The organism is Comamonas thiooxydans, assembly GCF_002157685.2.
GTDB classification, from domain to species: Bacteria; Pseudomonadota; Gammaproteobacteria; order Burkholderiales; family Burkholderiaceae_C; genus Comamonas; species Comamonas testosteroni_H.
In genome coordinates this window covers 2,193,406-2,211,642 of the sequence record NZ_AP026738.1, presented here as the reverse complement: position 1 = coordinate 2,211,642, position 18,237 = coordinate 2,193,406, and the positions used below count along the sequence as shown (strand labels likewise).

Below are 18,237 nucleotides of genomic sequence, written 5' to 3'. Positions count from 1 at the left end.
CGACATTGAGCAAACATACCTGCACAGAATGCAGGCAACCCATGTTGGCCGGTATCCGGGCTAGGCGAATCATCCTCTTGCCGGCCTTCCCAGCGCGCAGCGCCAGTGGCCATGGGGAAAAAGGCGGAATGCCACAGCATTCCATTCGCCGACCGTTGCGGGGGCAGCGCAGGTTCGGAGTGCCAGTGCGTCTGACCAGCCCCTCCCTGCTTCCCGTTGAACTGAGACCACAGAAAAGCAGTCTCGAGCACCAACAGGCGCCCATTGTAATGAGCGCCACGCGACGCGAATCCTTCATTCGAAGTAGCCTCGCGCGGTTCAGGTGACGATTTTTTACCTTAAACATGCGTTTGAGGCACACAGAACTTGTGCAGCACGCTACGATTTTGAGAGAAATATTGCAGTTTTACGATTGCGATAGTCAAGCAGCCTGTGCTCTGGCGCAAACTGCTGAATTTGCCTGCACATTTATACTCACCCACGGACTGCAAGACCTACAATGGCAGAGTCTATGACCACCCAGCCCTCTCTTGATCTCATTGCCGAGCGCGTAGAGCGTCTGCTGGTGCGCCACGAGGAACTGCAGCGCACCAACACCCTGCTCACCGATCAGGTCATCGCTCTGACGCAAGAGCGCGATTTGCTGCGTCTGCGCCTGCAGGCCGCACGTGCGCGCGTCGATGCATTGATCGAACGCCTGCCCGCCAACCAGGGAGAGTGACAGCCGTCACCCTCCATCACCAGACCCGCCACTGACGCCCATGAAGCAGATCGATGTGCAAATCATGCAGCAAAGCTATGTGCTGACCTGCCCCGATGGTCAAGAAGAACGTGTGCAGGAAGCCGTTCGCCGCGTGGACGACGCCATGACCCGCATCCGTGACAGCGGCAAAGTCCGCTCGCGCGAGCGTGTGGCAGTGCTGGCAGCCCTCAATATGGCTTTCGACGTGCTTGACCGCGATGCCCAGCAAGCCCTTATGGCCAACGCCCAGGCAGAAATGCAGACGCTTGCTCAGGAACAGTTCACGCCCCCCGAGGTCAATGAGGCTGCCCAGGCTGAGCTGCAGCGCCAGCAGGAGCTTGCCGAACAACTGGTGCTCAAGCTCGATCAGGCACTGGATGCTGACGCCAGGCTGCTCTGATCAGGTAACCTCAGCAGCAAAGCAGTCATGACCTCCGCGCGACTGCCAATACCCGTTAGAATAAAACCGTCTGCAAATCTGCCGGTTTTTATATTTCCTTGAACCAATGCTCAACGAGCATGGGCTTGATAAATCACCTATTGAGCGTGATCGTCTCGCGTCAGATGAACCCAACGATAGGTTGCTCTTGCCCACCTGAACCCCCGGTTCAGGATGACGAACCGGTGGCATTTGCAGACACCTTTACACACACAAGCTGTTGATTTGCTTGCTTTCCAGCCACGAAGACGGCCTGAAGAATCAAACAAAGCCGAGCAATCGCAGGCAATTGAAATCAACAACTTGTGCATCTATCTGGATTGATGATTGGCCCGCATTGCGGGCCTTTTTCTTGCCCAATAGACTGAAGCCATGCTTGCCGCTCCCCTTCTCTGCCTCGTCATCGGCATCTCCGACGGCCACACCCTGACCGTCCGCTGTGGTGAGCCTGGCGCTTATGAGCAGGTCACGGTCAGGCTGCAGAGCATCGATGCACCCGAGCGCAAGCAGCCATTCGGCGAGAGCGCCCGACAAGCATTGGCTGAGCTGACATTTCGTAAGGAAGCCGAACTGCGCTGCACCAAGACAGATCGGTACCAGCGACAGGTCTGCTCTGTTTGGGTAACGCCCGCATCAGCACCCAACGGGCCGCGCACGCTCGATGCTGGCCTGGCCATGATCACCCAAGGCATGGCCTGGTGGTACCGCGCCTGTGACCACGTGCAGTCTCCTCAGGCGCGTGGACAGTATGAGTTTGCCGAGCAAGAGGCCATAGCACGCAAAGTCGGGCTGTGGCGCGATCCTGATCCGGCTGCGCCTTGCAATCAGCGTACTCGCGCGGGTCTTTGCAAACCCTAAGTCGGTTGTCGCCCTGTCGGAGCAGATTGAGCTTTTCATGCCATTACCCGCTGAGCAGCGATGGTTGCTACTCATGACTACATTGCAACCTCTCGATCACAGGTCCAGTGCAGTCACCCGAGCCCTCGCACTGGGGTTGCTCCACTGACAGGTTTCACTGTGGCAATCAGTTGACGCCCTATGCACTCCCGAAAGTCCGCTATCACGTCGCTCAAACAAGAACTTGCGGCCTAAGCAGGCATGCGGTTTCACTCAAGGCCCGTTTTATTCTGGGTAAGAGAGAACAGCTTTCCGAGTGTCAGTTTTTCACTCCAAACATCAGCAAGACTGATGCCATACGTTTTCTTGAGCATCGATGCAAAAGTCTCAAGCTCTAAAGCATCCGGCATCCACTTGTATGGATACAGGCTGCGATAGATCCCCAAAAAAGTGTCTGCGGGCTCGAAAGACAGTTGTTTCTTTTCCGGGAATCCAAATGCACGAGTAAACATGCTTAGAAATGAGCGTATGTCATTCTTCGCTGCATGAGGAAATGCCCAATGCCACTTAACGCCCTGGCATCTACGACTCTGAAACGGCTCAGGCAATCTGCTTAGATTGCGTATCAGCCAAGCTGCCGCCACGCCAGTGCAGATCAAACCGATAGCCTTGGCTGAGACGAGCATGAGCAATGAACTCCCTTCAATTCAGAATTTCGGAGGGTTGTGCATCAGTATGCATACGGTACTCACTGAATCACATGCCTACTTCTGGCCGATAGTGTGAGCGCAAGCATGAACAAGGAAGCAAACACACCGATAGGTGAGCCAGATCGGACAGCTTAGCTTTCTTTTTCAGCCAGGTCCACGAAATAGTGCTACCGGCCAGGAGCAGTCGGTCAGAAATTCATATCAATCGACTGTTTCAGGGGCATCATGCATCACCAATGGCTGAGGCGCAGTTGAAGCCGTATTCCTGCGCTGTAGTTGATAAACGGCTAATGCTGCACCCAAGAAGACAAGACCATAGAGCGAAAAGAGCTGGTCCGGCTTCCAGCTGGCGTCAATGAGCTTGCCCGCTACCAGCGGCGAGACAATAGCGCCGATGCGTCCAACGCCGATTGCCCACCCGAGCCCTGTAACGCGCTGCGTCGCTGTGTAGATGTTTGGTGTCAACGCATAGAGGCCAGCCACGCATCCGTTGACAAACACGCCAATGGCCAAGGCCGTAGCGAATGCCATACCCAAGCTGCCAAGCAAGCTCACAAACGCGCACATCAATGCTGCGTTTATGACGAGGTAGAGCATGAGCACGCGGGACAGGCGGTACTTTGCTGCAAGAAAACCAATTAGCGAGGTACCGACAATGCCTCCTACATTGAGCAAAACACCACCAGTGATCCCTTGCTGATTGGACAATCCTGCTGTCACCAGCAACTTGGGCGTCCAGCTCATTACAAAGTAAAAGCCGAACATAACGATAAAAAAGGCGGCCCAGATCAGCAAGGTAGAGGTGACAAGTCCTGGTGCAAGCAAGCTGGCAACACGGCTCGTTCCTGCTGTTGCTGCCGACTGATTGAAAGCGGGCATTTGCGCCAGCGGCTCCAGCCCTACTTTCAATCGAATGATGTTCATTTTCCCAAGCGCATTGGAGGGACGCTTCGCAATCAGAAAATCCAACGATTCAGGCAACCACAAGAACATGACCGGCAGGGTTACCAGGGTCGCCACCCCGCCATACAGGAATACCGATCGCCAGCCAAGGCTAGGGATGAGTTGAGTTGCAATCAGTCCCCCAATCGTGGCCCCCAAGGCATAAGCCGTGGCTTGCAAACTGATGGCCAGGCCACGCCAGCGACTAGATGCATACTCACCAGCGATCACATAGCTGCTGGCAAGAATGCCTCCGATCCCCAGACCGGTGAACAGCCGCAGCGCGCCCAGTTGGACTGCGGACTGTGCATACGCAGATGCCAGCATGCCAGCGCCAGCGATCGCAATACATAACATGATGAGCGGCCGTCGGCCTATCCTGTCAGCCCAAGGCGCGATAACCAGGGAACCCAGGGCCATACCAACAAGGCCTGCACTGAGCAAATAGCCCAGCTGTACGCCACTTAACTTCCATTGGCTGGCGACCGACGCAGCGGTGAACGCCATCACCAGCACGTCAAACCCATCAAGCATATTGTGAATGGGAGTGAGATAAAGAAAGAGGGAGAGATGAGATAAATCGGGATGTGGTGGGACTTGCCGGGCCATGGTGGGATAAGAACCTGCAATTAGCTTTCGCCACAGAAAACACCGACTACTGACCGAACGCACCTCGTAGAAATCGGTCCACCACATCCATGATGGAGGTCTCGGCCTCGGGTTGCAGTATAGGAGCCTCGGGCGGGCCGCTAAATGGCAAATATGGCCGCGCCGGGATCTTGATGGTGAACTCGCCGACCTCATGCCAACTCTCACGCGCCCGCTTGTGGCTATCGCGGGCAAACACAGCCAGGTTGGGGTTGCCGGCCTGGCGCAGCAGATTGCCCTTGGCATCCGTGCGCAGCCGTACCTTGGTCGAGTAGGCCGCGCGCTTGATCTCGCCACCAAACTGCTGGATGGCCGCATAGTCTGAGGCCGCGCCGCCGGCTGCAATCAAGGCAAAGTCGGCGCCAAAGTCGGACGTGACGCTGGCGGCCAAAATACCGCTGTCCTGCAGCATCATCAGCGTGGAGCTGCCTTTGTTACGGCGCGTGCGCTCCTGGATAGTGGACTTGGCCAGAGGAGCCCAGTGCGGCCGCCCTTGGGCTTCAAAGTTGCCCTCTGTCACGCTCTCCAGGCTCTGCGCAATGCCCCGGTAAAGATCCGTCGGGTTGTCGAGGATCGCTGCAGCACGATCCAACCGGCGAACGGCATCGCCGATGTCAATGATGATGTCGATCAGGCCGCTCATAGCGCTGCAGCGATATCGGCGTCAGCCATGGCCTGCTCCAAGGTGAGCCGCTCCACGCTGACCACCGCCAGGCTGTCGCCAGAAGCCTGGGCCCGAACTACCGAAACCGTCTCACCCTGGCGCAGCACGTAGATCAACTGGCCAGCGCTGCGCACCAGAATGCCTTGCTCGATCACCAGCTGCGCACCCGCATAGTCAACAGAGGCAGATCCTGCAGCCCGCACCACGGTGCCGGCTAGAGTGCCAATGCGTGAGGCGGCGCCAATGGACTGTGCATCTGCCGGTGGGACCGATACAAGCGGCCAGGCCCCCGTGGGCGCCTGCAACCATTGACCAAACTGCGGCTGGCCCGCCATATCACGCACTGCAGCCTGGCTGATGGCAGGCGCTGCCTGTTCCAGCTTGCCGGCCATGACGCGGTCCAGGTTGGCCTGAGATGCCACGCCAGGGTTGTAGTCCCAGCCCGGATCTGGCCGGAACGTGCGTGGCTGGCCGCGTTCGTCCATATAGCGCACGACTTGCACATCCATCGTGTCGCCGTCCTTGTTGACCGGCACTCGGATCGTGCTAATGGCCTCGCTGCCATTTTCCAAAGGCACGCCAAGTGCCTGGAATTCAGCCTCTGTGAGCGCCTGAACGCGGCACCGGCATCCCCAGCCATTGGGCGGCCAGATCACCTGCCAGATCGGGTCATCCCAGCGCCACACCTTGCCGTGCAGGGCGCGATGGGCGGGCCGCGTGCGGCCGTCCAGGATGGCCACATAGCGCCAATACGGCCGGTTATCCACGTCGGCCAGATAGCGCTTGTAGCGCCCAGCCATATAAGCAGTCTGCACGTTGGTCTGGAAGATGGTGCGCAGGCGCCGATTGCTGCCCAGCTGGGCCGTAGTCAGCTCGCCAGTCTCGCCATCTAGCACTTCCTGGCGTCCCCACCAGCCCAGGTCCTGCAGCTTCGGGCGCAGAGCCTTCTTGAAAGCCTCGAAGGTCTGCCCCTCACCGATGGCCTTGTCCACCTCGGTGCGTATCGCGGACAGCACATCCAGCGTCGTGGCCTTGGCCACGGTGAACGCAGCAGCATGGGCCTCCCGCGTCATATCCGTCCACGACCAGGTCACCTGCAACCCCTTGGCGCGGAAGTACTCGGTTGCGTCGGCCGGCTGCAGCTTCAGATTGGCAGCGATGGTCGCCATGGCGTCTCCCTATGCCTCGACGGCGCGGCCGTAGGCCTGCCCGCCAAAGATCGCCGAGGCGACCAGCGATTGCAGCTTGGCGCTGTCCATCTTCGGAAAGGCCTTCTGCACCACGGCCAGGGCATCCTCAAAGTTATCAGTCGCCTCGATGGCCTCAAAAAGCGGCTCCAGCAGGCCGCGCATGGCGTCCTGCAGCTCGGCATCGCCGATGGATGCCAGCGCCTGGTCGATGGCGTCCTGGCCCTGCACGCCGCTGGCTTCGGCAAAGCTGGGGCCCACGGGGCTGACGTTGGGCGCTGCCGGACCTGAAGCAGGCACGCTTTGCTTCTTGGTCCAGCCATCGCCATAGCGTTCCTTGATGTATGCCTCGGAGGGCTCGAAACCAAGATCCGCCACATTCTTATCGGTTTCCGACTGCGCCTTTGTGTCCTCATCGGCTTTGATCTGGCGATACACCTTGCAGGGCTCCAGCCCATTGAAATAGCAGATGTGGTCGAGCAGCTGCTCCTTCAGCGTTTCTGTCAGCAGATCGCTGTCGCCCTTGGTCAGGCCCAGGCGCACTGTCTCGCGTTCCTTCGCAGCAGCGGCTACTGCGCCACCAGCCTTGCCGCGCGGGGACTCGCCGGTCCAGACGGCCGCAATCCAGTCGTCCATGTACTCGGCCAGCTCACGTTCGGAGCTGATGCTGCCACTGCCTGCCATCTTGCTTTCCAGCAGCGAGATATCCATGCCCTGTGGCGTCATCAGCACGCCGTCGTTGCTCATGGCACGCAGCGCCCGAAACAGTGTGTCCTTTTCCTTGGGACCGGCACCGTTGGGATATTTGCCCCAAGGCATCGGTGAGCCAGTGCGGGCCAGGCGCTTGTTCCAGGCCACGATGCCGGCGCGCTTGAAGAACACCGGCCAGTAGGTTTGCAGGCCCAGGCCCATGCCATATGGGTTGTCGTCCTGCGGATTGACCCGATGCACGATGAATTTGCGCTCTGGCAGCGCACGGCCGCGCAGCATGTCCTCGCGTGTCAGCATGCGCAGTTCAGGGGGGCGATCAGCGGTGTCCTGGATAAAGGTAAAGCGCCGCTGGGCCCGCTGGGCAAAGCGCTTGGGTACCCACATACCATCCGACACCGTCCAGATGATCTCGACAACTTCCATACCGGTGAGCAACGCATCCATCAATTGCTTGCACAAGTTGTCGAAGCCGCAGCCATCCAGGATGTCATGCATCGTCTTGGCATCTTCATCCGCCTTTGTGGACGACGTGATGGGCGTCACGGTCCAGTCATAGCCGACAAGGGCCAACTGCCGCTTTTGCAGCGAAGAGAACACCTTGCCGTCGCGTTTTAGGTCGCGGTAGATCTCGATACTGCCCTGGCCACGCTCCAGCAACAGCGGGTCATTGGTGCGCAGCACGCCCATGTAGCTGGACTCAAAGGGATCAACCAGGCGGCTGGCAATTTCTGTCTCCAGCTCCTGGCGCGTCACATAGTTGCTCAGGTCCGGCGCTGGCCGGCTCGGCTGAGTACGGCGGTTTTTAGCCATAGAGGAATCCATTCATTTCATAGGCATCCTGAATAGGTCCACTGCTGGTGAACTCCATCGGGGCGCCTGCGTTGCGAGATGCGTGCCAAGCCAAAGCAGCAGCCACGGCTACGTCACCATGTCGCTTGCCCTTGTCAGTGCCGGTGCTGCGGACATCGGGAATCCGCGGCACACCACGGATCACCTGGACCAGGCGCAAGTCCGCCAGGGTGTCTGCATCCATGGGCAGCCCATCGAGCGTGCCGTCTTCAAGCGCAGCCTTCAGAGGGGGCATGTTCTCCCGGTACCAAGTCTCGGAAAGCATGACCTGGTGGATGCGATCCACGCCGTAGCGCTGCATTGCAACTTCGGCCAGGTACTGGCCATTGCCTCGGGCATCGAATGAGCCGCCGCTGAAGCGTGGCAGTCGATCCAGCAGATAGAAAGCCACCTGCTCCTGCTGCTTGAATGGCACGTTGCGCAGCTCCACCGTGAATGGCGGGCGACGCACCAGGTTGGGGTATTGGATGAGTGGCACATGCACCGACAAGTCGCCCGTGCGCCCGAAGTCCTCACCGTCGAAGCTGAGCACATCCTGCGGCAAGGCCTCCAGAATGGGCGCCATCTGCGCCTGCAGCCAATCACGGCAATCGGCTATGCGAATGTGCTCTGGCAGCACCTCGAAGCCGGGCTTGCACTCCCAGCGCAGCACCTGCGTGTCCTTGGACATGCGCGATTCGATCAAAGCGCGCGTCAGCCATGAGCCGCTGCTGTTAGCGGGGATGCAATCCAGCTCTTCCGAGGCGCCATCGCCGTAGAAGGCATAGACCCCCGCCATCCATTCGGCTTCGTCCTCGGCCTTCCAGACCTTGCCCAAGCGCATGCACACGCGCTTGTACAGCCCTTCGGCCACGGCCTCCTGGAACGTGATGCGATGCACCGTTCCCTTGCGACGGCCCGCGCGGATATCGGTCACCAGTTCGTTGAACGGGTTGTCCGTGCCGTTGTGCGTGCTGATCACGCGAACCTTGCCGCCCCAGATCAGCATGGCCAGAGCTGCCTTGAGCAACTCGGCCAACTGGTCGTGGAACGCTGCCTCGTCAATCACGATGGTGCCTTGACGCCCGCGCAGGTTGGACGGCCGGCTGGACAAGGCAACGATGCGAAAGCCGGATGCGGGGAACTTGATGGTGTAGGTCTTGATATTGCGGTCGGCTTCGTCCTCGCCATCCCACATGCCTTCCTCAATCTCCCCGGCCGCGTAGTTGAACACCCGAGCCCACATCGCGCAGGCCTGGATGTACTCGATGGTCATGTCCTGGTTGTAGGCGATGTAGTAGACGTTCTGGCCGCCCGCGCTGCGCGCTGATGCGGCCGATAGCACGTTGTCCGAAGCCTCACCCCAGGTCAAACCTGTTCGGCGGGACTTCTCGATCACCTTCAAGGGCGATGGATCAGCCACCCATCGCTGCTGGTAGCCCATCAGGGCCGCAGGCACCGCGCTGGTGGCCGTGTTGGGCGTCACAAAGGGAACGGAGGTCATGCGGCGATCCCCAGGATCTCGCGGCGCAGCTGCTCCACCGATTCGGCCGAGAGGCCGCCTTTCTTGGCGATCTTCTCGACGTTGGCTGCAGCTGCTTCGGCACGATCACGCACCTCGCTCTGAAACTTCTTCAGGCTCACACTGGAGCGCGTGAGCGTGGCAATGTTCTTGGCCGCTTTGGAGAGTAGCTCGACTCGCTTGACCGGGTCCACATCCTGTTCGCTGGCATCCTGCAACTGCATGATGTACTCAAACAGCTCGGTTTGAACCAATGCAGTGAGCGCACCGCTGCGAGCATCTTCATCGTCGCCGGCATGCTCTTGAATCAGTCGTGCGGCTTCGGTGCTGGCTCGGATGGCTTCCAGACGGCGCTCCAGCTTCTGGCCGAAGCGACCAACAGCCGAGCGGCTGGGCAATTCACCAGCACCTGCTGCAGCTGGGAAGCGCCCCTGCAGATCCTTGATCAGCTCGTCCAGCGTCATGCTGCCGGTTGCCAGCATTGCCGTGATGTATGCCTTGATCTCCGGGTCTAGCCGGTCGATGCTGCTTTTGCGGGCCATGGCTTACCAGTACTTCTGAGGGCGAGCGATGCCAGGCTCGCAGTCCACGGTGTACTCGGCCACATCGACACCGTACCGGGTCAGCTCAGCATGCCAAACACCATTGGGCGCACGGTCCACCTTGACCAGCTCGCGGTCATGCAGGTAGTCCAACTCGCGGCGCAGCTCCAGCGGGCTGGCATCGGGATACAGGGACTGGGCCACCGACAAGATCGGACCTTCCTGTGCACCCATCGGCCGGGCATTGTTGAGCGTGAGCAAAATCAGCCAGCGCATGGATTCGCGGCGTACCTTTGCGTGATCAATCTGCATGATTCTGGTTTCCTCTCTTTGGCGCGGTACCGAGCATGGATGCCATCGCGTCCAGCTTGGCTTCAATCACTGTCTGGTTGCGGATGTAGTCATCGCGCCGCACGTACTGCAGCGGTAGATCCGCCTTCCACTTCATCAGCTCTCTCTCCAGCTCCTGCGTGGCACTGGCGTTGTTCTCCTGGGCTTTGACGATGGTTTGCATCGACCGGCCCAGCTCATCGAACCGATCCGAAAGCCGGCGCTCCTGTTGACCGCTGATCACCTTCACCAGTGCCCACAACGATGCAATAAACAAGGCCGCAACTGTGATCACGTTGGCCAGCGTCATCTCAATAACCATCGGCCAGCTCCTTTTGCGTGGACACGAAACGGATGTAGTCCTGCAGGCCAGTTACCTGGCCGGAGAGCTTGTCAGCGATGCCTCCCAGCGCTGTGTATCTGCTGCTGCACTCCCCGAGTGCATTGCGGGCGGCGGTGGCTCCATCAACGTCGGCGGTGGAGCAGGATTGCGAGCCGGGGCCGGACAGCTTTGCAGCGGCTGCATTTGCGTTGAGCTGGGCGATAGTGGTGAGCAAGCTGCGATTGCGAGAAGTGGCAGTGTCAAGAGCAGCGCGCGAAGCCTGCTCACGTTGAGCCTGTTCATGGGCGATCCTTTCCGTTTCCTTCTGCTTGGATTGCTCAGCGACACGGGCCGCTGTTTCGTCTGCAGCCCGTTGGAGTGCAGCCTTTGCGCTGGCCGCCGACTCAGCGACTTGGCGCTTGGCTTCGGCCTGGTCCCAGGCCTGCTGCACACGCTTGGCGCCTTGGGCGTCGCCTTGTGCAACCAGGTGGGAGTTCCACGCACGCGCACCGAACACGGCAGCCAACGTGATGAGGATGGCGAGCAGAATGCGGCCCTTCATGGCATGGGCTCCCCAAGGCACATCGCACGCAGCGCCTTGCGGTCTGTCCAGACGCCCCTGCAGGTGCGGTTGTCAGGATGGCTACACCGGTCGCTCGGCTTGTTGACGGGGCCGGCGCGGTCGTAAAGCAAGATGGCTTCACAGGCCCCGGCATAGTTCTCGGCCTGCAGGCGCTGCTTGATGGTGCTGGGGCCCGTGCGGTCGTTGTTGAAGCAGACCGGCGTGACGCCTGTGTTGTAGGCCAGGCCCACGTAAGCATCCCATTCGCGCTGGAGCAGCTTGATGTCGCCGAGGCAGCGCCGAAGAGCTATCTCTTTTTCATTGGCATCAGCACGAAGCCGAACCAGTGCGCGGTCGGGCGTTATCTTGTCGCCCATCTTGACGCCTCCAGTTGTCCCATAGCCGATGGTCGGCACCTTGGTGCCAAGGGCCGGATCTGGATACGCGTCTTCTCGGTAGCCCTCACGCTGGGCTATGTAGACCAGGCCGGACGCTGAAAGCACAAGGCCAACAATGCCGACTCGAATATCAAGTGCCATACAGCCCCCCTTGCGCCAGAGGGACTGTGGTGTGTGGTGTTGGGGATTTCATGCACGGCAGAATGCCGCGCAGGCCGCTTTTGAGTTGAGTAAAGCGCTTTACTTATTGAGAGTTGGAGCTGATTCCTCAGTACTTTTTCGAGCGATATGAGCTGCCTCCTGGATCACGGCTGCTTCCACCAGGTCATAGGCTCGTCGCCACTCAAGTACCACTTTCTCGCTGGCGTGCTTCTGGTCATCATGAATTGCGTTGTCGACGGTTGCGCAGGCCACGCAGTAATCGTGGGAGAGTTCTCGCAAGTTCGGAATCAGCACGAGTGCAATTGCATATGCCCGCGTCGCAGCAGTCGATATTGACCCCTCAGAAAACTTGTCAAAGTTGGGCTTGGAATTTATGCCGTCCAGTAGGCGATCTTGAGTTTCAACAATCGCTCGCCAGAAATCCTGGAGGTTTTTCTCGGCCTCCTTCTGCAATCTGATGGCCTCATTTCGCTGCCATTGCAGTGCCTCCTGCTGCATTGCACGCTCAGCCTGCTTTGCAGCGTTTCTCATCACCAATAGCTGTGTCATAAGAGAAGCCACAATCACGCCGCCAGCACTGATAAGCGCAACCCAGACAACATCACTCATGCAGTTTGTCTCCCTAATAAATCCATATGGGCTTGCGACTACTTCAAGCAATAGGCATTCCAATAGACCTTCTCAAAAGTCGTAGGTTTGCTTTCTGTGGGGTCATCCAATTCCATGATGGAGATGTCGAGTAGGCCATTACCTTGCAGCCCTCTGACTACAAAGCGAGTGCCGCCTGTATAGGCCCCAAAGCTATTTTTTCCGTCGATAGTTCCGCACGCGGCGACCTCAGAAATGCCACTGGAATCGGCAGGCTTACGCACAATAAAAGTCTTCCCGAACTTTGCGGAATCTGGGTCTTTCAGTTTTCGTGCGATGTTCTTTTCAGCTGTCCAGATGAAATTTTCATCGGAAGACCCGCAAGCAGTTAAGGCAACAGCTGCAAACACAGCAGAAATAGCAGACTGCATCGAATTAATTGTCATTGTTTCCCCGCTCCCTTTAGGCCCGCTTCTTAGTTTGACGCTCGCTCTTGATTGCCTCTGGATTGCGCATGACGGCATCCAGGTAGAGATGAACTCGATTGAGTTGGTCCGGCCTAAGGTGAATCACCATTCTTGTACCGAACTCTCGCTCCATGAAATTGAGCACGGTAATCCTGCTGCGTAGTTGATCCATCCGGCGCAGAACAGCAGATTGCTCTGACGATGTTGGCTTGATTGGATCTACGGGGGACGGAGGGCCTGAAGGGGCCTGGATGATTGTGATGTGGCTGATGTGCTGGGTGTGGTGATTGACATGGCTCACCACATCTCCATGCGCAATGCCTACTTGTAGGTTCCCTGATCCTGCGTCTATGGACTGATTTGGTACCTCTGGACCCAATTCGCTGTCATTGGTCGAAATTGTTGTCTGCCCAACGTCAGGCTTACGACCTACCAGCCCCCAACGGCGTAGCAGGCTCAAAATCACCTTCCACATCTGTCTTGTCCCCTCAATTCATCGCGCTTCGTTCAGGATTTTTTTACGCGGACATTGCCACCTGCATAGCCCACTTGAACCGATCCATCGTGTGTGCTTGTTTGATCGCCAACACGCACATTGCTTGCTGTGTGTGAGGCCTTCGTTGGCTTGCTCGCGCCCAGGCCAGCAGATAGCAGTGCAGCTGTCTGGATGAGATTGACGCGCGCTTCTGGTGTGCAGCTGCGATAGCTATTCAAGAGCACTTGCTCTGCTGGGTCTGGTGTGTCGTCCTGCTCTGGCGGCTTTGGTGTGCGTTGTCCCGTGACGATGTACAGGACGTCAGCACCTGCTGAAGCTACCCCAGCCAGGAAGCTCGCATCGGGGACTCTCTCCCCTGTTTCATAGCGAATCAGTGCCCGTTTGAGCACGCCTCCAACGCCACCAAATACCTCCTGGGTCATCCCCAGGCGCTCCCGCTCTTCGCGCAATCTATTTCCAATGTCCATATGAGCACATTTCTTGTTGCTGGGTGTCCAAATGGACACTAGAATCACCTACATCAACAGCGACACACACGGAATAACTGCGAAATGAGAAAGGGACGAGCTGATGACTCAATCCACCACGCAACCAACCGCTAACCAGATCAAACACCGTCTGCGTACAGAGCAAGGCTTAACGCTCAAGGCCTTCGCCTCCATGCATGGTTTCAGCTACCGCACTGTTTCTGACGTTGTGCGAGGCCTGCGCCACGGCAATTTCGGTGAGGGCCGAGAGGTCCGCATCAAGCTGGGCCTGCCCGTAAACGATTAACGCATTTTCACACTATTTCGCGTGAATATGACACGAACTACTGATTACACAAACGCTGCCCAGCAGCGCCTGCTGCAGCTCATTGACCTGCTTGCTGGGCATGAACTGCAAGGCCTAGCCCCTACAGCAATCGCCCGCGCCCTGAACTGTTCGGGGACGGTGATCACCCGAGACCTAGACAACCTGCGCACAGCAGGCTGGGCTGAGCGCACACCCGACCAGGAACGCTGGCGCCTGAGCCCCCACGTCGTGCAGATCTCCCTAAAGCACGCGGCAGGCATCCAGGCAGGCCAGCAAAACATCAATGACGTCGTGCAGCGCTTCAGCCGCACCTGACCCGAAACCCATCTCAAGGAGTCGAAATGACACAAGCAGGACGCAAAACCCTCGCAGCAGCAGCCCCCGTGGCTGCAAACGCCGATCACGAAGCCATTAGCAGCGCGGTGGCGGCGGCCGACCAGATGGCCGCTCTGCAGAAGAACTACGGACAGGGCCGGGACCTGCTCAATCAGCTCTTGGGTCAAGCCCAAGCCTTCCAAGCTGCAGGCAACCTGCTCCAAACGTTTGGAGTCTCAAAGCTGGCCTATGTGAAGGAGAACAAGCTATATCAACAACTTAGCGGAATGGTGGCTCCAAACGGTTTGGAGTTGAAGGGCACCTGGGTCGAATTCTGCGGGCTACTCGGCATCTCCGACGAAAAGGCCAACCAAGATATTGCCAACTTGCATTCGTTTGGCGAGGAAGCCCTGGATTCCATGCAGCGCATGGGCATCGGCTACCGCGAGCTGCGCCAGTACCGCAAGCTGCCCGAAGACCAGAAGCTGGCCCTGATTGAAGTGGCCCAGGCCGGCGACAAGGAGAGCTTTGTCGAGCTGGCCGAGGAAATCATCGCCAAGCATGCCAAGGAAAAAGAAGCCTTGAGCGCCCAGGTGCAGGAGCAGCAGGAAACCATCGAAGCCAAGGACCGCGTCCTGGCTAGCAACAGCGAGCGCATCACCAGCCTCGAAGAGAAGACCGCCCGGGCTTTCAAGCCACGCCCAGGCAGCGAGGCGCGCACAGCTGACGAAGAACTGCTACTGGATGAAATCCAAGAAGCCACTGCTGCATCCCAGCACGGTTTGCGCCGTCTCTTCAAGGCTGCAGATGCCGCAATCATTGGCAGCGAGCGCGATGCCATCCAGTTGGCCGCTCGTCAGGGCGTGGAATACCTTTGCCAGCAACTGGTCGATATCGCTGCCGAGTTCAACATCTCGGTTGACTTGGAAGAGCGCCTGCAACCGTCCTGGATGTCGCCCGAGGCCTTGGCCGCTATGGAACAGCGCCAGGCCGAACGTGACGCGGCAGAGCAATAAGGCCACGCCATGGATGCCATCCGCATGGAAGTCATCAACCAGGCAGCGCGCGAATGCGCCGAGGCTCCATGGGGCCAGACCGGCCCCATCGTGCAACGAGCTGCCAATGTGCTGAACCTCTCGGTGCAGCGTACTACCACCTTGATCTCCAAGGCCTCGCGCGATCTGGGCCTGAGTGAGAGCCGCAAGCGCCGCAGCGATGCGGGCCAGTCTGCGATCAGCGACTCCGATCTGCTGCTCATCAGCGGCACGATGACGCATGACCGTCGCGCAGGCAAATGGATGCTGTCCTGCCAGGACGCCATCGACATGCTGTTCGATGGGGGCAAACTCGACACACGCCTGACCGCCAGTCATGTGAACCGTCTGCTGCGTGAGCGCGGCATGCATCCCGAGCAGATCAGCCGCCCGGCGCCGTCCACCCGCATGCGCACCGAGCACATCAATGCGATGTGGCAGATCGACGCCTCGGTGTGCGTGCTCTACAAGACGCCCAAGGGCGAGCTGGTGCTGCTGGAAGAGGACGGCGTGCACTACAAGAACAAGCTGCACAACTACACACGGGTCATGAACGACCTGCTGGTGCGCTATGTGGGCGCTGAGCACGCGAGCGGCGCTATTGGAACGCGCTTTTACCTGGGCGGCGAAACCACCGAGAACGCGCTCGACTTCCTGATGTGGCTGATGACACAGCGCCAGGATGTCGGAGGGCAGCCCATGCCTTTCCACGGCGTGCCCTACATGCTCTATACCGACCAGGGCAGCGCGTTCAAGTCAGGCCCGTTCGCCAACTTCTGCCGCGCCATGGAGATCGACCTGCAGCACCACAAGCCTCGCAACAGCCGGGCGACGGGTCTGGTTGAGAACGCGCAGAACCTGGTTGAACGGGGCCTGGAATCCCGCCTGCGCTTCCTCGACCCCGAAAGCATCACCGTGGCACGGCTGAATGCCCTGGCCGAACTGTGGATGCATGCGTACAACGGCACGCGAAAGCACAGCCGCCACGGTATGACGCGGTATGCGGCCTGGGCCACCATCGGCTCCCAGCATCTGCGCTTGGCTCCATCCATGGAGATCATGCGCGCGCTGCCCGCCAGCATGGCGAAGACTCGCACGGTCACCAGTGACATGCGTGTCACATACGCCCTCAAAGGCCAGGGCAGCCAGGACTATGACCTGCGCTATGTGCCTGGCCTGTCGGCAGGCGACAAGGTGTTCGTGACGGTCAACCCCTTTGACGCACCCAATGTGCGCGTGGGTGTGACAGACCGCGAAACCGGCGAGATCGTCTGGCACCAGGTGGAGCCCACAGCCAAGGGCTTTATGGGCTATGACGCATCGGCCCCCGTGGCTGGCAAGGAGTTCAAGTCCATGCCTACGACCCCGGCGCAGCAGCTGCGCCAGGCGGTCGATGCGCAGGCCTACGCCAAGGACGGCAAGGCCGCAACAGCCGCCGAGGTGGAAGCAGCCCAGCGCGACAAGGTTGCTCCCTATCTGGGCCAGTTCGACCCCCTGGCAGATATCAAGGCCAAGGCAGCCAGCCTGCCCACCTACATGCAGCGCCCTGGCACTGCCCATGAAGCTGCTGCGCCCAGCGTGGAGGCCGCACGCCTGTCCGTGGCCGAGGCCTGCAAACGCATCAAGCAGGCCTTGGGCGAGCTGTACGACGCTGGCACCTATGCCTGGCTCACCGAGCGCTATGGCGCTGCAGGCGTGCCCGAAGACGTTGTCAAACAGATGATCTCGGCCCGCCGCGATCAGCAGAACACCGCACCAGGCACCACCGGCCTGCGTGCTGTGGGAGGCACCCGATGAGCACTCAAACCATCTTTGCAGAGCTGTCCCAGACCCTGGGTCTGAGCCAGCGGGCCATCAGCCGCGAGTGCCGCATCAGCGCGGCCGGCCTGAATCGCATCGTGAACCAGGGCATCTGGCCCAAGTTCGACGCACGCGCACTGCGCAACCGTATTTGGGCATTCCTGGTCAGGCGTGGCGCCACACAAGACCAGGCCGAGGCGGCGCTGCCGCCCTTGTCCAAAAAGTTGGCCCCGGTCGTTGGAGCGACCGAGGCCGTCCCCGAAGAACCGAAACCACTCAAGAACCCCGAGGAGGATGTAATGCTACTACCCAAGCAATCCCTGACTGAAAACGCCCGCAAGGCCTTTAGCCTGTTCACTGACCCCTTTGCCTCCGAAGTCACCCGCGACGAAGAAATGTTCGTCAACGGCGAGATTCGCTTTGTGCAGGAGGCTGCTTGGCAGGCAGCGCTGGGCGGCCGCATGGTGGCCGTCATTGGCGAATCCGGCGCGGGCAAGTCCACGCTGCTGGGCGATCTGAAGGAAAAGATCACCCGCCAGCACAAGCCTGTGGTGCTCGTCGAGCCCAGCGTCGAGGGTATGGAGGACACCGACAACAAGGGCGAGACGATGCGCTCGGCGGATATCCACGCCGCCATCATCTACACCCTGAACGCCAAGGCCACGGTGGCGCGCGGCAAAGAAAAGCGCTCGCGCCAGGTGCAGTCATTGCTGGAAGAGTCCACCACCTCGGGCCGCAGCCATCTGCTGGTGATCGAGGAGGCCCACGCGCTGCCCATCCCCACGCTCAACCATCTGAAGCGCCTGCACGAAAAGATGCGCCTGGGCCGCCGCCCCATGCTGGGCATCCTGCTCATGGGCCACCCCGAGCTGGAAGACAAGCTCAATCGCCACGACGTGCGCGAAGTGATGCAGCGCACCGAGATCGTTCGCCTGCGCCCCCTGGGCTCCGACCTGGCTGGTTATCTCAAGGTTCGCGCCGAGGCCTGCAACCGCAAGCTGGACGAGCTGATCACCGTGGATGGCGTCGACGAGCTGCGCAGCCGCCTCACGGTGAACGCAGGCAAGGACCACGTCAGCCTGCTGTACCCGCTCAACGTCAACAACTGGATGGTGGCTGCACTCAACGCAGCTGCAGAGATCGGCGCCCCCGTGGTCAATCGTGACGTCATTGCCGCAATGTGATGGAGGTTCGAC

General features: G+C 59.5%; 23 protein-coding genes and 1 riboswitch. Of the genes, 8 read left to right on the top strand and 15 right to left on the bottom strand.

Translation table 11 applies throughout. The features are described from left to right. Positions 1–29 precede the first annotated feature (29 nt). Positions 30–270, bottom strand: a riboswitch (cobalamin riboswitch). Between the two features lie 241 nt (positions 271–511). The 3 genes from CTR2_RS10215 (at position 512) to CTR2_RS10205 (ending at position 2,039) form a co-directional block, all read left to right on the top strand. Next, positions 512–721 (top strand): hypothetical protein, encoded by a 210-nt coding sequence (locus tag CTR2_RS10215; RefSeq protein WP_003063053.1) that lies wholly within the window; start codon positions 512–514, stop codon positions 719–721. Positions 722–761: 40 nt separating this feature from the next. Then, positions 762–1,142, top strand: coding sequence for a cell division protein ZapA (locus CTR2_RS10210; RefSeq protein ID WP_087084179.1), 381 nt, complete (start codon positions 762–764; stop codon positions 1,140–1,142). Positions 1,143–1,553: 411 nt separating this feature from the next. Continuing rightward, the gene (locus tag CTR2_RS10205) at positions 1,554–2,039 is read left to right on the top strand and encodes a thermonuclease family protein (protein WP_087084180.1); all 486 of its coding nucleotides are present in this window, start codon (positions 1,554–1,556) and stop codon (positions 2,037–2,039) included. Between the two features lie 248 nt (positions 2,040–2,287). Here the strand turns inward: CTR2_RS10205 and CTR2_RS10200 are convergent, their stop codons facing one another. The 15 genes from CTR2_RS10200 to CTR2_RS10130 form a co-directional block, all read right to left on the bottom strand. Further along, positions 2,288–2,704 (bottom strand): hypothetical protein, encoded by a 417-nt coding sequence (locus tag CTR2_RS10200; protein WP_087084181.1) that lies wholly within the window; start codon positions 2,702–2,704, stop codon positions 2,288–2,290. Positions 2,705–2,929: 225 nt separating this feature from the next. Next, complete coding sequence (locus CTR2_RS10195; RefSeq protein ID WP_254913393.1) at positions 2,930–4,279, bottom strand: MFS transporter; 1,350 nt, start codon at positions 4,277–4,279, stop codon at positions 2,930–2,932. A 46-nt stretch (positions 4,280–4,325) separates the two neighbouring features. Further along, complete coding sequence (locus CTR2_RS10190; RefSeq protein WP_087084182.1) at positions 4,326–4,961, bottom strand: phage virion morphogenesis protein; 636 nt, start codon at positions 4,959–4,961, stop codon at positions 4,326–4,328. Further along, complete coding sequence (locus tag CTR2_RS10185) at positions 4,958–6,151, bottom strand: phage head morphogenesis protein (protein WP_087084183.1); 1,194 nt, start codon at positions 6,149–6,151, stop codon at positions 4,958–4,960. The genes CTR2_RS10190 and CTR2_RS10185 overlap by 4 nt, the downstream gene beginning before the upstream one ends. 9 nt (positions 6,152–6,160) lie before the next feature. Beyond that, entirely contained in the window at positions 6,161–7,690 is a 1,530-nt protein-coding gene (locus CTR2_RS10180) for a DUF935 domain-containing protein (RefSeq protein WP_254913394.1), read from the bottom strand. Next, entirely contained in the window at positions 7,683–9,212 is a 1,530-nt protein-coding gene (locus CTR2_RS10175) for a hypothetical protein (protein WP_217896244.1), read from the bottom strand. The genes CTR2_RS10180 and CTR2_RS10175 overlap by 8 nt, the downstream gene beginning before the upstream one ends. Beyond that, complete coding sequence (locus tag CTR2_RS10170) at positions 9,209–9,772, bottom strand: DUF3486 family protein (protein ID WP_087084184.1); 564 nt, start codon at positions 9,770–9,772, stop codon at positions 9,209–9,211. Before CTR2_RS10170 ends, CTR2_RS10175 begins: the two co-directional genes overlap by 4 nt. Before the next feature lie 3 nt (positions 9,773–9,775). Beyond that, positions 9,776–10,084, bottom strand: coding sequence for a hypothetical protein (locus CTR2_RS10165; protein ID WP_087084185.1), 309 nt, complete (start codon positions 10,082–10,084; stop codon positions 9,776–9,778). After that, positions 10,074–10,424, bottom strand: a complete 351-nt coding sequence (locus tag CTR2_RS10160) for a hypothetical protein (protein WP_087084186.1) — start codon at positions 10,422–10,424, stop codon at positions 10,074–10,076. The genes CTR2_RS10165 and CTR2_RS10160 overlap by 11 nt, the downstream gene beginning before the upstream one ends. Beyond that, on the bottom strand, positions 10,414–10,986 hold the full coding sequence (locus tag CTR2_RS10155) for a DUF2514 domain-containing protein (protein ID WP_087084187.1): 573 nt from the start codon (positions 10,984–10,986) through the stop codon (positions 10,414–10,416). Before CTR2_RS10155 ends, CTR2_RS10160 begins: the two co-directional genes overlap by 11 nt. Next, the gene (locus CTR2_RS10150) at positions 10,983–11,525 is read right to left on the bottom strand and encodes a lysozyme (RefSeq protein ID WP_087084188.1); all 543 of its coding nucleotides are present in this window, start codon (positions 11,523–11,525) and stop codon (positions 10,983–10,985) included. Before CTR2_RS10150 ends, CTR2_RS10155 begins: the two co-directional genes overlap by 4 nt. A 99-nt stretch (positions 11,526–11,624) precedes the next feature. Then, complete coding sequence (locus CTR2_RS10145; RefSeq protein WP_087084189.1) at positions 11,625–12,155, bottom strand: hypothetical protein; 531 nt, start codon at positions 12,153–12,155, stop codon at positions 11,625–11,627. Positions 12,156–12,193: 38 nt separating this feature from the next. Then, positions 12,194–12,580: a hypothetical protein gene (locus CTR2_RS10140; protein ID WP_140401057.1), complete on the bottom strand. Its 387-nt coding sequence runs from the start codon at positions 12,578–12,580 to the stop codon at positions 12,194–12,196. A 16-nt stretch (positions 12,581–12,596) separates the two neighbouring features. Beyond that, the gene (locus tag CTR2_RS10135; protein WP_140401058.1) at positions 12,597–13,076 is read right to left on the bottom strand and encodes a hypothetical protein; all 480 of its coding nucleotides are present in this window, start codon (positions 13,074–13,076) and stop codon (positions 12,597–12,599) included. Between the two features lie 32 nt (positions 13,077–13,108). After that, positions 13,109–13,564, bottom strand: coding sequence for a helix-turn-helix domain-containing protein (locus tag CTR2_RS10130; protein ID WP_140401059.1), 456 nt, complete (start codon positions 13,562–13,564; stop codon positions 13,109–13,111). Positions 13,565–13,667: 103 nt separating this feature from the next. Between CTR2_RS10130 and CTR2_RS10125 the strand changes: the two genes are divergently transcribed. Genes CTR2_RS10125 through CTR2_RS10105 form a run of 5 tightly spaced genes read left to right on the top strand, consistent with a single transcriptional unit; the run spans position 13,668 to position 18,225 of the window. After that, on the top strand, positions 13,668–13,871 hold the full coding sequence (locus tag CTR2_RS10125; RefSeq protein ID WP_087084191.1) for a helix-turn-helix domain-containing protein: 204 nt from the start codon (positions 13,668–13,670) through the stop codon (positions 13,869–13,871). Between the two features lie 27 nt (positions 13,872–13,898). Then, positions 13,899–14,207, top strand: a complete 309-nt coding sequence (locus tag CTR2_RS10120; RefSeq protein ID WP_140401060.1) for an IclR family transcriptional regulator — start codon at positions 13,899–13,901, stop codon at positions 14,205–14,207. 26 nt (positions 14,208–14,233) lie between these two features. Continuing rightward, entirely contained in the window at positions 14,234–15,223 is a 990-nt protein-coding gene (locus CTR2_RS10115) for a hypothetical protein (RefSeq protein ID WP_176391676.1), read from the top strand. A 9-nt stretch (positions 15,224–15,232) separates the two neighbouring features. Next, positions 15,233–17,038, top strand: a complete 1,806-nt coding sequence (locus tag CTR2_RS10110; protein WP_087084192.1) for a DDE-type integrase/transposase/recombinase — start codon at positions 15,233–15,235, stop codon at positions 17,036–17,038. Then, entirely contained in the window at positions 17,035–18,225 is a 1,191-nt protein-coding gene (locus tag CTR2_RS10105) for an ExeA family protein (RefSeq protein WP_087084193.1), read from the top strand. The genes CTR2_RS10110 and CTR2_RS10105 overlap by 4 nt, the downstream gene beginning before the upstream one ends. Positions 18,226–18,237: the final 12 nt, after the last annotated feature.

Bases quoted from the DNA above. Each gene is read 5' to 3' on its own strand.
- CTR2_RS10210 (WP_087084179.1), top strand. From the start codon at position 762: ATGAAGCAGATCGATGTGCAAATCATGCAGCAAAGCTATGTGCTGACC.
- CTR2_RS10190 (WP_087084182.1), bottom strand. From the start codon at position 4,961: ATGAGCGGCCTGATCGACATCATCATTGACATCGGCGATGCCGTTCGC.
- CTR2_RS10215 (WP_003063053.1), top strand. From the start codon at position 512: ATGACCACCCAGCCCTCTCTTGATCTCATTGCCGAGCGCGTAGAGCGT.
- CTR2_RS10185 (WP_087084183.1), bottom strand. From the start codon at position 6,151: ATGGCGACCATCGCTGCCAATCTGAAGCTGCAGCCGGCCGACGCAACC.
- CTR2_RS10145 (WP_087084189.1), bottom strand. From the start codon at position 12,155: ATGAGTGATGTTGTCTGGGTTGCGCTTATCAGTGCTGGCGGCGTGATT.
- CTR2_RS10135 (WP_140401058.1), bottom strand. From the start codon at position 13,076: ATGTGGAAGGTGATTTTGAGCCTGCTACGCCGTTGGGGGCTGGTAGGT.
- CTR2_RS10160 (WP_087084186.1), bottom strand. From the start codon at position 10,424: ATGGTTATTGAGATGACGCTGGCCAACGTGATCACAGTTGCGGCCTTG.
- CTR2_RS10175 (WP_217896244.1), bottom strand. From the start codon at position 9,212: ATGACCTCCGTTCCCTTTGTGACGCCCAACACGGCCACCAGCGCGGTG.
- CTR2_RS10195 (WP_254913393.1), bottom strand. From the start codon at position 4,279: ATGGCCCGGCAAGTCCCACCACATCCCGATTTATCTCATCTCTCCCTC.
- CTR2_RS10115 (WP_176391676.1), top strand. From the start codon at position 14,234: ATGACACAAGCAGGACGCAAAACCCTCGCAGCAGCAGCCCCCGTGGCT.
- CTR2_RS10170 (WP_087084184.1), bottom strand. From the start codon at position 9,772: ATGGCCCGCAAAAGCAGCATCGACCGGCTAGACCCGGAGATCAAGGCA.
- CTR2_RS10155 (WP_087084187.1), bottom strand. From the start codon at position 10,986: ATGAAGGGCCGCATTCTGCTCGCCATCCTCATCACGTTGGCTGCCGTG.
- CTR2_RS10130 (WP_140401059.1), bottom strand. From the start codon at position 13,564: ATGGACATTGGAAATAGATTGCGCGAAGAGCGGGAGCGCCTGGGGATG.
- CTR2_RS10105 (WP_087084193.1), top strand. From the start codon at position 17,035: ATGAGCACTCAAACCATCTTTGCAGAGCTGTCCCAGACCCTGGGTCTG.
- CTR2_RS10150 (WP_087084188.1), bottom strand. From the start codon at position 11,525: ATGGCACTTGATATTCGAGTCGGCATTGTTGGCCTTGTGCTTTCAGCG.
- CTR2_RS10165 (WP_087084185.1), bottom strand. From the start codon at position 10,084: ATGCAGATTGATCACGCAAAGGTACGCCGCGAATCCATGCGCTGGCTG.
- CTR2_RS10140 (WP_140401057.1), bottom strand. From the start codon at position 12,580: ATGACAATTAATTCGATGCAGTCTGCTATTTCTGCTGTGTTTGCAGCT.
- CTR2_RS10125 (WP_087084191.1), top strand. From the start codon at position 13,668: ATGACTCAATCCACCACGCAACCAACCGCTAACCAGATCAAACACCGT.
- CTR2_RS10205 (WP_087084180.1), top strand. From the start codon at position 1,554: ATGCTTGCCGCTCCCCTTCTCTGCCTCGTCATCGGCATCTCCGACGGC.
- CTR2_RS10110 (WP_087084192.1), top strand. From the start codon at position 15,233: ATGGATGCCATCCGCATGGAAGTCATCAACCAGGCAGCGCGCGAATGC.
- CTR2_RS10200 (WP_087084181.1), bottom strand. From the start codon at position 2,704: ATGCTCGTCTCAGCCAAGGCTATCGGTTTGATCTGCACTGGCGTGGCG.
- CTR2_RS10180 (WP_254913394.1), bottom strand. From the start codon at position 7,690: ATGGCTAAAAACCGCCGTACTCAGCCGAGCCGGCCAGCGCCGGACCTG.
- CTR2_RS10120 (WP_140401060.1), top strand. From the start codon at position 13,899: ATGACACGAACTACTGATTACACAAACGCTGCCCAGCAGCGCCTGCTG.